Raw genomic sequence first — 13485 nt, 5'->3', positions numbered from 1 at the left:
CATGTGTTTCGGCGGGGGTGCGCCGGGTAGTCGGGCCTCGTTTCGGCCGTTTCAGGCCATCATCCCGAGCGAAGGAGGCGGTGGCCGTGCGGTCCGGGGACGACCCTGGCGGCGACCCCTCGCCGGGCCGCCCCGGGGGTCCGGACGGCCGCGGGTACGAGCGGGCGGCCGAGGCGATCGCCGCGGGCGTGCAAGGGGCCGGGCCGGAGGAGATGCCGGGGCGGCTGTGCACCGTGGTCGTGGACCTGCTGCCGGTGGACGGCGCCAGCGTGTCGCTGCGCACCGACGGCATGCCGGTCCAGCTCGGCGCCAGCAGCGCCCGGGCCGCCCACCTGGCCCAGCTCCAGGCCACGCTGGGCGACGGACCCTGCCAGTGGGTCCTGCGGACGGGGGCACCGGTCCTCGTCGGCGACCTGGAGTCCGCCCGCAGCGCGCACCGCTGGCCCGTCTTCGCCCAGCAGGCCGTCGCCGCGGGGGTACGGGCCGTGCACGCTCTGCCACTGGGCAGCGACCGCCTGTGCGTCGGCACCCTCGACCTCTACCGCACCGCCCCCGGCGGACTCACGGACGGCCAGCTGGAGGTGGCCCGTCTGGTGGCCGGGGTGATGACGGTGGCGCTGATGGCGCTGCCGCACGAGGAGGAGCCCGAGTACCGGGGCAGCGCGCCCTGGCTCAGCGGACTGGCCGCCGACCACGACACCATCCACCAGGCCGTCGGCATGATCATGGCCCAGCTGGGCGTCGGCGCCGACGAGGCCCTGGCCCGCTTGCGGGGCGACGCGTTCGCCCACGGCCGCACGGCGCTCGACGTGGCCGGGGACGTGGTGGCGCACCGCAGGCGGTTCGAGTCACCCTGAGCGCGCCGGACCCGCCGGGCGGCGGGCGCCTTCGTAGGCTTGCCGGCCATGGACGTACTCATACTGTCGCTGACGTGCCTGGTGATCCTCGGCGCCGCCGGCCTCCAGAGCCGCATCGCCCGCACCGACCGCCGGCTGGCTCGCGTGGAACGCAAACTCGACCGGGTGCTGGACCACTTGGGGCTGCAGGAGGAACTGCCGGGACGGGAGGAGATCACCGCGCTCGTGCGGGAGGGGAAGACCGTCCAGGCGATCAAGGTCTACCGCGAGGCCACGGGCGCGGATCTGCTGGAGGCCAAGCAGGCCGTCGACCGCCTGACCTGAGCGACCGCCCGTTCGGACCCCCCGTCAGACCTTCAGACGGGACTGCCGCCTGATCTCCGTCAGGCGCTCGGTGCCGAACTGCGCCACCGCCTGGGTGATCTCAGGTACGACCTCGCCGAGTCCGCCGTTGGTCAGGGTGATGGTGTCCTCCCCCACCCGCACGGCGGCGAGGTCCAGGGTCAGGTGGCTGTCCGCCCCGTCCGAGGTCCGGCCGGACAGGGTGATCCGCAGGGCCGCCCGGGCGTCCCCGACCTCCGGCAGCGGCAGTTCCGCCACCCGCGCCTCCTGCCGGCCCGACCCCGTGGTCGTCGCCGTGAAGCGTTCGCACGTCCCGGGCAGCGAAGCCAGCCAGGCCAGGGTGCGGTCCACCTCGGCGGGCGGGTGCGCGGCCACCTGGTAGCGCAACTGGGCGTCGCTGTAGGCGTCGTCGAGAGCCACCGCGGCGTGCGGTCCCGTCGGGTCGCCGAACAGTTCCTCGGTGTAGAGGGCGTCGAGCAGGCGGCGGCAGTCGGCGTCCGGCGCGGTGGCCTTCAGCAGCGCGTCCCGCCAGGTCGCGGCGCCCCGCGTCGGGATCCACGGCTCCCCCAGGTCCGTCTCCGTGACGAGCGCGGCCCGCACCTGTTCCGCGCTCAGCACGGACGAGCCCGCCGACCCGCTGGGGCTGGGCTGTTCGGCCGCCGGGGAGGCGGCGGAGGCCGGAGTGGAGGCGGGCGCGGTGACGGCGGACCGGGCCGCCGCGCCGTCCTCGGCGGAACAGGCCGTCGCCGTCAGCAGGGCGGTCACCGACAGGGCGGAGACGAGAACGGCGCGGGCGGCCGGGGCACGGGTCATCGGGCTGTCTCCTGGGGGACCGGACTGTCCGGAGTCGGACACCTGCTCATACGGCACCACCGCCCCGCCCGCCCCACCAGCGCGACGGTCCGTCCGGGTGAGCGGGCCGCACGGCCCCGGGGGACCGGCCGCCCGGCGCGGGGACGAGGGCCGCCGGTCCCCCGCGTAGGGTCGCGCACGGGACGGCGGGCACCGTGCGACCGGCGCACGCCCCAGCCCGCAGCAGCCCACGCCACGCCCGAAAGGACCCGCAGTGACCGACGGCCCGCCCCTCCCGGTGATCATCGACTGCGACACCGGCGTCGACGACGCCCTCGCGCTGCTGTTCGCGGTGCGTCACCCGGCGATCGACCTGCGCGCCGTGACCTGCGTGGCCGGCAACACCGACGTCGACGGAGTCGTCCGCAACACGCTGACCGTGCTGGAGCGGGCGGGCGCCGGCGACGTCCCGGTCGCCCGGGGCGCCGAGCGCCCCCTGATCGAGGCCCCCCGCTCCGCCCGCCACGTCCACGGCCACGACGGCATGGGCGACCTCGGCCTGCCCGCGCCGCGCCGCACGCCGGCCGACGTGGACGCGGTGACCCTGCTGCGCCGCGAGATCCTCGCCTCCCCGCGCCCGGTCACCCTGGTGCCGACCGCCCCGCTGACCAACATCGCCCTGCTGCTGCGCACCCACCCCGAGGTCACCCGCAACATCGGGCGGATCGTGTTCATGGGCGGCGCGGCGGGCGCCGGCAACGCCTCCCCGGTCGCCGAGTTCAACGTCTGGCACGACCCCGAGGCGGCGGCGATCCTGCTCACCGCGGGGGTGCCGATCACCATGTACGGCCTGGACGTGTTCACCCGGGTCGTGGTCCCGGCGGCGGACGTGCGGCGGCTGCGCGCGAGCGCGGAACCGGGTGCCCGGCTGGCCGGCGACCTGCTGGCCCACCGCCCCGCCACGCCGGGCAGCGCGCCCGGTGACCCCGACGAGGACGCGGGCGGACTCGGTGACGCCGGCGCGCTGTGCGCGGTGGCCGACCCGGAAGGGCTGACCACCCACCGGCTGCCCGTGGAGGTCTCGCTGGCCCCCGGCCCGGCGCGCGGGCAGACGATCGTGGACCGCCGGCCCCGCGTCGGCGAGTCGGAACTCCACGAGGGCACGCGCGAGCAGCCGCTGGTCGACGTCGCGCTCGACGTGGACGTGGCGCGTTACGTCCGGCTCTACCTGGAGACGGTCGAAGGGGGCGGGCCCACCCGCCCGTGAAACGGCCGCGGCTGTCCCACCCGTGGGGCGGCCGGCCGCGCGCCACCACGGTCCGGGAAGACAAAGGGGCCCGGGGCTCGCGAGGGAGCCCCGGGCCCCGCGCCCGGTCCGCGGGGGACGGCACCGGGCGGGTATTCCGGCCGTACTCGGAGGGGCGGGCGGGGGCGCGCGCGTCGCCGCCCGCGCCCGGGGCGCCCGCCGACCCCGGTGGGTCAGGCGCGGGTCGTCCGCTTGCGGCGGGTGGCCACGACGATCGCCGCACCGCCCGCGAGCAGCACGGCCGCGCCGATCGCGATCGGGCCGGTGTTGCCGTCGGCGCCGGTCTCCGCCAGGTCACCGCTGCCGCCGTTCGGCGTGGCCGCCGGCTCGGACGGCTCGGAGGCGGACGGCTCGGGCGCCTCCGTGGACGGCGTCGCCGAGGGCTCGTCCGGGGTGCCGGACGCGGGCGGGGTGGTCTCCTCGGCGGGCTCCGTCGGCTCCGGCTCGGACGGCGACGGCGCCGGCGGCTCCTCCTCCTTCGGCGGCTGGGACGTGCAGTCCCGGGTGCCGCCGTTCCAGGCCGCGATCAGCTTCTCCTTGATGACCGGCCGGTCCGGCCCCTTGGGCAGCGGGCCGTGTTCGAGGCCGTCGTCCGCGTCCAGCTTGCCGTCGAACTTCACGGCACCCCGATAGAGGTCGATCTGCGCGAAGCAGCCCTTGTCCGGGACGGCGATGGCGAGGTCGGCCGTCTTCCCCGGCTTCACGGTCGCCGTGCCGAAGTCGACGAAGACCTGCTCGCCGGAGGTGGCGAAGGTCGGGCCGTGCGCCAGGTAGGAAGCGAGGGAGGCGGTGCAGGTGGTCGCGTCGCCGGCGGCGCGGACGGTGATGCGGATCGTGCCGTCCTCGGTGGGCCGCAGGCTCTCGTTGTCGACCTTGACGGCGTCGATGAAGGTCTTGCCGCCGTCGAGGGAGAACTGGCAGCGGTCCGTCTCGGTGACCGTGCCGGCGCCGGTGCCCGGCCGGTAGCTGCCGCCCTTCTTCCAGCCGTCCCCGCCGGGCGCGCCGTGGGCGTGGGCGGAGGTGGCCGCGGCGGAGGTGGCCGCGCAGAGGACGATGGCCGCGGCGCCCGTTCCCAGCAGGCGGCGCGCGAGTCTCGCTGTGGACATGCGGATCCCATTCTTGGCGTGTGCCGGAAACCGGGGCACGGCGTCAGGGCAGCGCGCGGCGGCCGGCCGTTCCGGGATGAGTGGTGGAGGAATCACCGGGCCCACTGGTCACATGAGCCACAGTGCGCCTTCATGGTGGCGATGCCGCCTGAGCCTGTCAACCTGCGGGAACGCAAGGGGAGTTGCACGTCCTCCACACTTCCGGCACACAGGGAAGGAATGGTTCCGCCCCACCCGAGTGTTCACTTTTACGACGTTGTGGACAGATGTCCCTGGTGCCCCGCACGTACTCTGGAGGAGCCCGAGTGACCGACCGTTCCGCCCTGCCCGACACCTCCGTGTCCCGCCCCGCCCACGACGTCGCTCCCGACCTCTCCTCCCGCAACCCCGACTGGTGGCGGCAGGCGGTCGTCTACCAGGTGTATCCGCGCAGCTTCGCCGACGCGGACGGCGACGGACTGGGCGACCTGCCCGGCATCACCGCACGCCTCACCCACCTCGCGACGCTGGGCGTCGACGCCCTCTGGCTGAGCCCGTTCTACCCCTCCGAGCTCGCCGACGGCGGCTACGACGTCGCCGACCCGCGCGACGTCGACCCGCGCCTGGGCACGCTCGACGACTTCGACGCCCTGGTCGCCGAGGCCCACCGGCTCGGCCTGAAGGTGATCGTCGACATCGTCCCCAACCACACCTCCCACCAGCACGTCTGGTTCCAGGAGGCGCTGCGGGCCGGACCCGGCTCCGCGGCCCGCGAGCGGTACGTCTTCCGGGACGGCCGGGGAGAGCGCGGCGAGCTGCCGCCCACCGACTGGCAGTCCCTGTTCGGCGGCAGCGCCTGGCAGCGCGTGCCCGACGGGCAGTGGTACCTGCACCTGTTCGCGCCCGAGCAGCCCGACCTCAACTGGGACAACCCCGAGGTACGCGCCGACTTCCGCACCACCCTGCGGTTCTGGTCCGACCGCGGTGTGGACGGCTTCCGGATCGACGTCGCGCACGCCCTCGCCAAGGACCTGAGCGAGCCCCTGCGCGACCTCGGCGCCCCCGAGCTGAGCCGGGAGGAAGCCCTCGCCGAGTTCGCGCCCGGCACCCACCCGTTCTTCGACCGGGACGAGGTGCACGAGATCTACCGCGACTGGCGCAAGATCTTCGACAGCTACTCCCCGCCCCGCGCGGCCGTCGCCGAGGCGTGGATCCCCGACCCGCGGCGCGCCCTCTACGCCCGCCCGGACGAGCTGGGCCAGGCGTTCAACTTCGAGTACCTCCAGGCCCCGTGGGACGCGGACGCCCTCCGGAAGGTCATCACCGACTCCCTGGCGACCGCCCGCGGGGCCGGCGCCTCGGCCACCTGGGTGCTCTCCAACCACGACGTGGTCCGGCACGCCTCCCGCCTGATGCTCCCGCCGGGCACGGACGAGAACGCCTGGCTGCTCTCCGGCGGCCACGCCCCCGCCGTCGACCCGGAGGCCGGCCTGCGCCGGGCCCGCGCCGCCACCCAGCTGATGCTGGCGCTGCCCGGCTCCGCGTACGTGTACCAGGGCGAGGAGCTCGGCCTGCCCGAGGTCGCCGACCTGCCCACCGAGGTCCTCCAGGACCCGGTCTGGGAGCAGACCGGCCGCGTCCGCAAGGGCCGCGACGGCTGCCGGGTGCCGCTGCCGTGGACCCGTACGGGACCCTCCTACGGTTTCGGCGCGTCGGGCTCCTGGCTGCCCCAGCCGCCGGGCTTCGCCGCGCACTCCGTGGAGGCCCAGGACGGGGTCGAGGGTTCCACGCTGGAGTTCTACCGGGCGGCCCTGCGGCTGCGCCGCAAGCTGACCACGGACGAGACGCTGACCTGGGCGCAGGACACCCCGCCCGGTGTCCTGCAGTTCGACCGGTCCGAGGGCTGGCGCTGCGTGACGAACCTGTCCGACGGCCCCGTCGACCTGCCGGCCGGCGAGGTCCTGCTGACCAGCGCGCCCCTGGAGGACGGCCGGCTGGGGCCGGACACCACGGCCTGGCTGAGCGTCTGAGCGGACGCCGTGACGGTCCCGGCCGCACCCCGCCGCGGGGCGGCCGGGGACCGGCGGTTCAGGAGACGGCCGGGTCCACCCGGGCCGGCTGCGGGTGGCCGTCGGACCGCAGCAGCGGGGCGAGGTGCCGCTCCGGGCGGAGCAGGGCGTGCGCCGGGACCCGGATGCGCGGCTCGCCCGCCACCCCCGGCAGCGGCACGGGCCGCCGGGCGACCAGGCGGCCGGTCTGACGGTGCCCGCACCGCGCGCAGGCCGGCGCGTTCTCGGGGACGTACGGGGAGGGCACGACGGTGTTGTCCCGGTGGAAGTACTCCCACTCGTCCCCGTGACCGTCCAGATAGCGCTGGACGTCGTAGTCCACGCTCCAGCGGTGCCCGCACGCACCGCAGGTGAATGCCACGCGTTCGACGGCGAGTTCGGTGATCACGTCGGAACACCTCCAAAGCCTGCGGAGCCTTCCTCCACCTTGCCCCCGGGGCCCGCCCCACCGCCACACCTCCCGGCACCCGGCCCGCACCGGCCCGCCGCACCGGCCACCCGTACGGTGCAGCATCCCGCGTCACCTGCGGGAACGGCCCGCCAGAATCGCTCCCAGGTGGGCCGGACGTGCCCGACGCCCCACGGCGCCGCGCGCGGACGACGCCCCGGCCACGACGTCCGACAGGGAGCCGGCCGACACGATGAACAGGACCAGCAAGCAAGCCGCCGCGGGACTCGCCGCGGCCGCGATGGCCGCGGGCGCGTGGCTGTCCGCCGGGCCGCCCGCCGCGGCCGGTGCGCGGACCCCCGCCGCACCCGGACGGGTCCTGTGGGGTGCGGTGACCATCGCGCCCGGCCAGGAGGCCGCCGTCGAGATCGCGGGCGTCACCGGGAGCGCCCCCGGCCGCGGTTCCACCCTCACCCTGACCGCCCCCGCCGGGGCCCGGGTGACCGGCCTCCCGCTGGAGGACTCCGGTTACACCGGCGCCCTGGCCGCGTCCGGCCGCACCGCCTCCTACACGGCCACGACCACGGCCGCCGAACCGTGGCGGGACCGGGTGTTCCCCTTCGTCCTCGCGGTGCCCGAGGGCGCCCGGCCGGGAACCGTGCTGAAGGGCTGCGCCCTGCGGCTCACCGACGCACGGGGCGCCGCCCGCGCGGCCGGCGGCTGCCGGGTGACCGTGGGGCTGGCCGAGCCCACGCTCACCCGTCCGGAGTCCGGCGTACCGCTCGACGCCCGGCCGGAGATCGCCGGCACCGCCCATCCGGGCGCGCAGATCACCGTGCTGGACGGCGCGGACACCGAGGTGTGCAGCACCACCACCGGGCCGGACGGCCGCTGGACCTGCACACCCGGCCCGCCCCTCGCTCCCGGCGGCCACCGCATCCAGGCCGCCGCCGCCCTCAACGGGGTGGGCGCGGTGAGCCAGCAGATCGCCGTCACGGTCGGGACGGCGGCGACGCCCACGCGCTGACGGACACCCGCCGCTCGGGCCGCAGGGTGCCGTGGGCCCGGCCCCCGTGAGGCCGCGCCGCCGGCCGGGCCCGCGTCACACGTGCCCGGGACCTCCGCTGCCGAAGCCGCCGCTGGAACCCGGGCTCCAGCGCCGCGGGCTCTGGTCCTTGCCCGTTCTCGTCGCGGCGCGATGGAACTCGTGCGGCATGATCCGCTCGCCGCCCTGGGACCGGGGCACCTCGTCGGGCTCCCGCATCTCACGCATCTCGTGCACCGCGCCGCCGTCGGGCAGGCGTGGCTGCTCCTCGGGACGCGGGCGATGCTCCTCCGTGTCCATGACCCGCATGCCGACCCGTACGGCCCAGATCAGCGCGCCGGCGACGACCAGCCCGCCGATGAAGGCCGCGACCACGTTCAGTACGTCCTGGCCTGCGGCCAGCACCTCATACGTTGCCGTGCTCATGCTCCGAGTATGGACCTGAAAGTGTGATAAAGCGCCCGGAATGCCTGTTCATGGTGCATACCCGGCTCGCCCGCACCGCCGGGGAGTCCTGGTGCCCGTTCGGCCTTCACCGGCGGGCGGTGGCCCCGGGGCCGTGGCAGATTGCGGCCGGAGGGAAGGCCGGGACGGGCCGTCGCGTCCCCACGTGTGCAGCTCGGGGCCCGCCCCGGCCTTCCCGCCTTCTGCGGTCATCGGTGATCGAATCGATGGCAAAACGACTCTCTTCTTGATCGAATCTGTGGGTAGGCTTGCGCGGTTCCTGGCTCCCGGGGGGGAGCTCGACCCATGTCGCGGGGAGTCGCGTTGACGCATCGTCACCATCCGGCCGGACCTCTTCACCACGCACTGCGGCGCGGTGCCGCCGTCCTCGGCGTCGTCGCCCTGACCGCGGGCGGTGCGCTCACCGGCGCCCCCGCGACCGTGGCGGCGGAGGGCACGGGCGGCCCGGGGACGGTGTGCACGCCGTCCGAGGGCTTCTCCGGCTGCCGCCTGTTCGACGCCACGCGCACCGTGGACCAGTTCCGCGTGCCGGCCGGCGTGCGGGCCCTCGACGTACGGGCCTGGGGCCAGGGCGGCGAGGGCTCCTCCTTGGCCTACGGCGGGGCGGGCGCCCATGTCGCGGGGACGCTCGCGGTCACCCCCGGCGAGCGGCTCAGGATCACGGTCGCCGGCCAGGGCTTCGCCGACGCGCCCGGCGGCGAGGGCGGGGCCCGCTCGGCCGGTGACGGCGGGGGCAGCACCGCCGTGCGCTCCGCCGACGGGACGGCCCTGCTGGTCGCGGGCGGTGGCGGCGGGGGCGGGACCGGCGGCGCCTGGCGCGGCCAGGGCGGCGCGGCCGGCGCCGAGCGGGGCGAGGACGCCTCGGAGCGGGAGGCCGGCGGCAAGGGCGCGGTGGGCGCGACCGGCGGAGCCGGGGCCGGCAACGGCACGGCGGGCGACAACGCCTCTGCGGGCGGCCGGGGCGGCCCCGGCGGCCCGGGCACGGACGGCGGTGGCGGCGGAGGCGGCGCGGGCTGGGCGGGCGGTGGCGGCGGGGCCGGCACGGACGCCCCCCAGGGACTCACCGGAAGCGGCGGGGGCGGCTCCAGCCACGTCGACGCGGCCCGGGTGACCGACGCCCGCTTCCTGGCCGGCGAGGGCCGGCGCGCCCCCGGGCAGAACGACCCCTTCTGGCGGGCCTCGACCGACCCGGTCACCCTCGGCACGGCCGAGGGCGGCCACGTGAGCGGCAACGGCGGCGACGGCCGCGTCGTCCTGCAGTGGACGGCGCGGGACCTCGCGGAGCTGCGGCAGGTGTCGGGCCTCGACCAGGTGCACCGCTCGGACTTCGCGCCGATGGCGGTCCTCGCCCTGGACGACGACGGGCGGCCGGTCCGGGACGTCTCCGTCACCTTCGCGATCGAGGACCCGAACGGCACCGACGCCCTCTTCCACCCGAGCGGCGGCGACGAGAAGACGTTCGTGGCGTCGACCGACGCGCGCGGCCGCGCCCAGTCGCCGCCGGTCACCGCGTGGCGGGAGGGCGACTTCTCCGTCCGGGTGACCGCCCGCGGAGTGTCCACGGTCTTCCGCGCCACGGTGAAGAACTCCCCGTACACCGTGACGGCCGCCGCGGGCGACGACCAGCGGGCCGGGCAGAACCGGGCCTTCGGCACGGCCCTGCAGGCGGCGGTCGTCCGGTCGGGTGCACCGGCGCCGGCGGGCACCGAGGTGGAGTTCCGGGTCGAGGACACCGGCAAGGACTCCCCGCGCTTCCGTGGCCAGGACCGGGTGGTCACCGTCCGGACGGACGCCACCGGCCGGGCGACCGCGCCGCCGCTGGTGGCCGGCCGCGGCACCGGCACCTACACGGTCGCGGCGAGCGTCGAGGGCGTCTCCGCCCAGTTCGCCGTGGAGGTCGTCCCCGGCAAGGGCGGCGACGACGGGCAGGGCACGGGCCCGGACGACGGCAAGGACACCGGCACGGACGGCGGCACGGCCCCCGGGGGCACCACCCCGGACGGAGGCCGGGACGCCGACGACGGCAAGGACACCGGCCCCGGCGCCTTTGACGGCACCTCCGGCACCACCACGGGCACCGGCGGGGGCAGCCTTGCCCTGACCGGAGCAACGGGCACGACCACGCTGATCGCACTCGCCGCCCTGCTGGCGGCCGGCGGCTGGGCCGCCGTCCGCTACGCCGGTCGCCTGACGCCGCGCCGCCCGCGCGGCTGACGGATTCCCCCGACCGGCCGGAAGGCCCGGATCCTCCGCGGATCCGGGCCTTCCGCTGTGACACCTGTCGTCGACGGGACAGATTTTCCGGCCGGGCGACTAGAATTCCGGTGCGGGGAACCCGTCCCCGCAGCGGGCCGTGGTCTGTCAGCGGTCCGCAGGAAGGTGGGTATGCCCTCGGACAGTCAGCCGTACTCCGACGTGGACCCGTCGGACGCGGATCGTCTTCCCGTCGCCGACCGGCTCGACGACGATCACTTCCCGGCCTACACCATGGGCAGGGCCGCGGAACTGGTCGGCGCCACACCGGCGTTCCTGCGCACGCTGGGCGAGGCGGGACTGATCACCCCGACCCGGTCGGAGGGCGGTCACCGCCGCTTCTCACGGCACCAGCTGAAGCTGGCCGCGCGCGCCCGTGAGCTGGTGGACCGGGGGACACCGGTCGACGCCGCGTGCCGCATCATCAGCCTCGAGGAGCAGCTCGACGCCGCGGAACGGGACAACGAGCGACTGCGGCGGACGGACGACCGGACCGTTCACGGACGCCGTTGAAAATCTGCTTCCGCCGGAACAGAAATACGCCCCTCCCGGCCGACATCTATTCTCCCCAAACACGCGCGGCGCGATTTTTCCCGGTGATTTTTATCGCTTGCCGCAGATATCCCGCGTGCTAGGCTGACGTCAGTTGCAGTTGTGGTTGCCAGTTTGCCACCGGTTCTCCGGGCAGGTGATCATCGCGACGATGAGGGAATTCGTAAAGTGCGTTTTCCCGGCACTGTCTCAGGAGATTTGATATGGCCACCGGTACGGTGAAGTGGTTCAACTCGGAAAAGGGCTTCGGCTTCATCGAGCAGGACGGCGGCGGCGCTGACGTCTTCGCCCACTACTCGAACATCGCCACCTCGGGCTTCCGCGAGCTCCAGGAAGGCCAGAAGGTGACCTTCGACGTCACCCAGGGCCAGAAGGGCCCGCAGGCGGAGAACATCGTTCCTGCCTGACCCGTACCGCGTACTTCCGTACGCACGTACGCAGGGTTTTCGAGAGGGGCCCGCACTTCGGTGCGGGCCCCTCTCGCATGTCCGGCTCTCGCATGTCCGGCTCTCGCCGGTCCGGCTCATGCAAGTCCGGCTCATGCAAGTCCGGCTCGTACTGCCGTCGTATTCCTTTCCCCGGCTTCCCCAGTGGTGGGTCAGCCCTGCTTGGGGGCCGCCTGCTGGACCACCTCGAAGGACCACAGCGTCGCGTCGGTGGCCGCCGGCCGCGGCTTCTCGGAAGCCTGCTGCCCGTCGCCGCCGTGGGCGGCCTGGCCGCGCCCGGCCATCCAGCGCTGGAAGTCCTCCTCCGTCCGCCAGCGGGTGTAGACGAGGTAGGTGTCGGTGCCCTCGACCGGGCGCAGCAGCTCGAACCACTCGAAGCCGTCCGAGCTCTCGACCGCGCCCGCCCGGGCGGCGAACCGCTTCTCCAGCGTCTCCCGCTGGTCCTCCGGGACGGTGAGTACGTTGATCTTGACGATGCTCATGGTCCGATTCTTCCGCAACGCCGGTTCTGCTTCACGGACGGGTGGCGCCCGGAGCGGCGGCTCGTGCCCGGAGTGGCGGAACCACCCGACGCGACCGGGGGCGGGCGGGTGCGCTCACCCGGTCAGCCGAGGCAGATCACCAGAAGGCAGAGCCGGGCGGAGGAGTCCGACGTGTCGGACGGCGACCCCGCCGAGGGGCCGGGGGAGGTGGCCTGCGCCCCGTCCCGGTCCGCGGTGCCGCTGCCGCCCGGGCCGGTGTCGGTGGCCCCGTCCCCGGTGCCGGCCGCAGCGCCGCCCGAGCCCGAGCCCGTGGCCCCGGAGCCGCTGCCCGCTCCGGCTCCCGTCCCCGTGCGGGACGAGTCCGCCGGGGCGGACCCGGTGTCCGGGGCCGACGGCTGCGGGGCCGTGCGGCCTGCCGTCGCGGAGCGGTCGGCGCGGGTGCCGGTGCTCGCGGGGGCGGAGGCGGCACCGTCGGGCGCGGTGTTCGACGTGGCCGTGGACGGCCGGTCGGCGGCGCCCTGACGCCGGGGACCGTCCGTGTCCGTGTCCGAGGGCTGCTGTGCGGGGCGGTCGGCGCCCGGCCGGTGGGTGTCGGCCGGGGCGGGGGAGGCCGGGCCGGTGTCCGGGCCCGTCAGCTCGTGGGCGCCGCCCATGCCGCCGGGGTCGGGTGCCGTGGCCGTCTGGGCGCGGTCGCCGGTGCCCCGCTCCATCGAGGCGACGGTCAGTCCGCCGCCGACCAGCGCCACGGCCGTCGCGATCAGCGCGCGGCGCTGGGTCTTCCGCCGGCGGTCCTGCTGCCGCCGCCGCGCCGCGCGTCCGGTGGGCCGGGCGGACATCGGCGGCAGGTCGTCGGCGGGTATGTCCTCACCGGCGTGCGCGGTGTGTGCCGCCGGTCCCGCGCCGAGTGCCTGGTGGCCCGCTCCGGCGGGGGTGAGGGGGTTCGCCGGGCGGGGGACGTCCGGCGGGACCACGCGGTCCGCCCGGCTCGTCGGGTCCCCGGCCGTCGCCGGTCCGGCCCGGCGCGCGGTCGCCGCTCCCGGTACGTGGTGGCCGCCGAGGACGCCCGGCGCGATGTCGGGCGCGTAGGCGCCGCAACCCGGGCACACCAGAGCGCCGTTCAGATGACGGCGGCACGTGGAGCAGTAGTCCATCTGCTTCTTCCTGATCGGAGCAGGGACCGTCACGCTAACGAGAGGCCGGGGTGGCGGTGTGCAGCCCCTGTGCCTTTCCTGCGCACATACTCCGCACGCCGTGGGGAAAACGCGTGAGGGAGGCGCAGGTGACTCGTAAGTAGCTTCAAGGTATTGAACAACCTTCGGCGCAGCAACGGGAGTTGAGGTCCGAAAAACGGTACTGACGGCCGAAAACCGATGCTGTGCGGGCACATTCCGGCGGGTGCGGGA

General features: G+C 75.4%; 14 protein-coding genes. 8 read left to right on the top strand and 6 right to left on the bottom strand.

What is annotated here, in order from left to right; translation table 11 throughout:
• The first annotated feature begins 80 nt into the window (after positions 1–80).
• Positions 81–857, top strand: coding sequence for a GAF and ANTAR domain-containing protein (locus ACIRPP_RS17470; protein ID WP_403643237.1), 777 nt, complete (start codon positions 81–83; stop codon positions 855–857).
• 48 nt (positions 858–905) lie between these two features.
• On the top strand, positions 906–1181 hold the full coding sequence (locus tag ACIRPP_RS17465) for a hypothetical protein (RefSeq protein ID WP_403643234.1): 276 nt from the start codon (positions 906–908) through the stop codon (positions 1179–1181).
• Between the two features lie 24 nt (positions 1182–1205).
• Here the strand turns inward: ACIRPP_RS17465 and ACIRPP_RS17460 are convergent, their stop codons facing one another.
• Complete coding sequence (locus tag ACIRPP_RS17460) at positions 1206–2012, bottom strand: hypothetical protein (protein ID WP_403643231.1); 807 nt, start codon at positions 2010–2012, stop codon at positions 1206–1208.
• 253 nt (positions 2013–2265) lie between these two features.
• On the opposite strand from ACIRPP_RS17460, the gene ACIRPP_RS17455 reads away from it, so the two are divergent.
• On the top strand, positions 2266–3258 hold the full coding sequence (locus ACIRPP_RS17455; RefSeq protein ID WP_403643228.1) for a nucleoside hydrolase: 993 nt from the start codon (positions 2266–2268) through the stop codon (positions 3256–3258).
• Between the two features lie 212 nt (positions 3259–3470).
• On the opposite strand, the gene ACIRPP_RS17450 is transcribed toward ACIRPP_RS17455, so the two are convergent.
• A complete protein-coding gene (locus ACIRPP_RS17450; RefSeq protein ID WP_403643225.1) occupies positions 3471–4403 on the bottom strand; it encodes an LAETG motif-containing sortase-dependent surface protein in 933 nt (310 codons plus the stop codon).
• Positions 4404–4708: 305 nt separating this feature from the next.
• On the opposite strand from ACIRPP_RS17450, the gene ACIRPP_RS17445 reads away from it, so the two are divergent.
• Positions 4709–6412: an alpha-amylase family glycosyl hydrolase gene (locus tag ACIRPP_RS17445; protein ID WP_403643222.1), complete on the top strand. Its 1704-nt coding sequence runs from the start codon at positions 4709–4711 to the stop codon at positions 6410–6412.
• Positions 6413–6470: 58 nt separating this feature from the next.
• Here the strand turns inward: ACIRPP_RS17445 and ACIRPP_RS17440 are convergent, their stop codons facing one another.
• Complete coding sequence (locus tag ACIRPP_RS17440; RefSeq protein ID WP_403643219.1) at positions 6471–6839, bottom strand: hypothetical protein; 369 nt, start codon at positions 6837–6839, stop codon at positions 6471–6473.
• 253 nt (positions 6840–7092) lie between these two features.
• Between ACIRPP_RS17440 and ACIRPP_RS17435 the strand changes: the two genes are divergently transcribed.
• Positions 7093–7866, top strand: a complete 774-nt coding sequence (locus tag ACIRPP_RS17435) for a carboxypeptidase regulatory-like domain-containing protein (RefSeq protein ID WP_403643216.1) — start codon at positions 7093–7095, stop codon at positions 7864–7866.
• A 75-nt stretch (positions 7867–7941) separates the two neighbouring features.
• Here the strand turns inward: ACIRPP_RS17435 and ACIRPP_RS17430 are convergent, their stop codons facing one another.
• Positions 7942–8310 carry a DUF6479 family protein gene (locus ACIRPP_RS17430; protein ID WP_164337739.1) on the bottom strand — a complete coding sequence of 123 codons (369 nt, stop codon included), beginning with the start codon at positions 8308–8310 and terminating at the stop codon, positions 7942–7944.
• Between the two features lie 342 nt (positions 8311–8652).
• On the opposite strand from ACIRPP_RS17430, the gene ACIRPP_RS17425 reads away from it, so the two are divergent.
• From ACIRPP_RS17425 to ACIRPP_RS17415, 3 genes are all read left to right on the top strand, one after another.
• Positions 8653–10563: a hypothetical protein gene (locus ACIRPP_RS17425; protein WP_403643213.1), complete on the top strand. Its 1911-nt coding sequence runs from the start codon at positions 8653–8655 to the stop codon at positions 10561–10563.
• A 171-nt stretch (positions 10564–10734) separates the two neighbouring features.
• Positions 10735–11115 (top strand): MerR family transcriptional regulator, encoded by a 381-nt coding sequence (locus tag ACIRPP_RS17420; protein WP_403643210.1) that lies wholly within the window; start codon positions 10735–10737, stop codon positions 11113–11115.
• A gap of 242 nt (positions 11116–11357) precedes the next feature.
• On the top strand, positions 11358–11561 hold the full coding sequence (locus ACIRPP_RS17415) for a cold-shock protein (protein ID WP_004985680.1): 204 nt from the start codon (positions 11358–11360) through the stop codon (positions 11559–11561).
• A gap of 191 nt (positions 11562–11752) precedes the next feature.
• Here the strand turns inward: ACIRPP_RS17415 and ACIRPP_RS17410 are convergent, their stop codons facing one another.
• A complete protein-coding gene (locus ACIRPP_RS17410; RefSeq protein ID WP_403643206.1) occupies positions 11753–12082 on the bottom strand; it encodes an antibiotic biosynthesis monooxygenase family protein in 330 nt (109 codons plus the stop codon).
• Positions 12083–12204: 122 nt separating this feature from the next.
• Positions 12205–13266, bottom strand: coding sequence for a hypothetical protein (locus ACIRPP_RS17405; RefSeq protein WP_403643203.1), 1062 nt, complete (start codon positions 13264–13266; stop codon positions 12205–12207).
• Positions 13267–13485: the final 219 nt, after the last annotated feature.

It is taken from the genome of Streptomyces sp. NPDC101219 (genome assembly GCF_044767675.1).
GTDB lineage: Bacteria > Actinomycetota > Actinomycetes > Streptomycetales > Streptomycetaceae > Streptomyces.
This window is presented reverse-complemented; position numbering and strand designations above follow the sequence as displayed.

Excerpts from the sequence above, each read along its gene's own strand:
- ACIRPP_RS17415 (WP_004985680.1), top strand. The coding sequence starts at position 11,358 with ATGGCCACCGGTACGGTGAAGTGGTTCAACTCGGAAAAGGGCTTCGGC.
- ACIRPP_RS17450 (WP_403643225.1), bottom strand. The coding sequence starts at position 4,403 with ATGTCCACAGCGAGACTCGCGCGCCGCCTGCTGGGAACGGGCGCCGCG.
- ACIRPP_RS17410 (WP_403643206.1), bottom strand. The coding sequence starts at position 12,082 with ATGAGCATCGTCAAGATCAACGTACTCACCGTCCCGGAGGACCAGCGG.
- ACIRPP_RS17420 (WP_403643210.1), top strand. The coding sequence starts at position 10,735 with ATGCCCTCGGACAGTCAGCCGTACTCCGACGTGGACCCGTCGGACGCG.
- ACIRPP_RS17460 (WP_403643231.1), bottom strand. The coding sequence starts at position 2,012 with ATGACCCGTGCCCCGGCCGCCCGCGCCGTTCTCGTCTCCGCCCTGTCG.
- ACIRPP_RS17430 (WP_164337739.1), bottom strand. The coding sequence starts at position 8,310 with ATGAGCACGGCAACGTATGAGGTGCTGGCCGCAGGCCAGGACGTACTG.
- ACIRPP_RS17465 (WP_403643234.1), top strand. The coding sequence starts at position 906 with ATGGACGTACTCATACTGTCGCTGACGTGCCTGGTGATCCTCGGCGCC.
- ACIRPP_RS17435 (WP_403643216.1), top strand. The coding sequence starts at position 7,093 with ATGAACAGGACCAGCAAGCAAGCCGCCGCGGGACTCGCCGCGGCCGCG.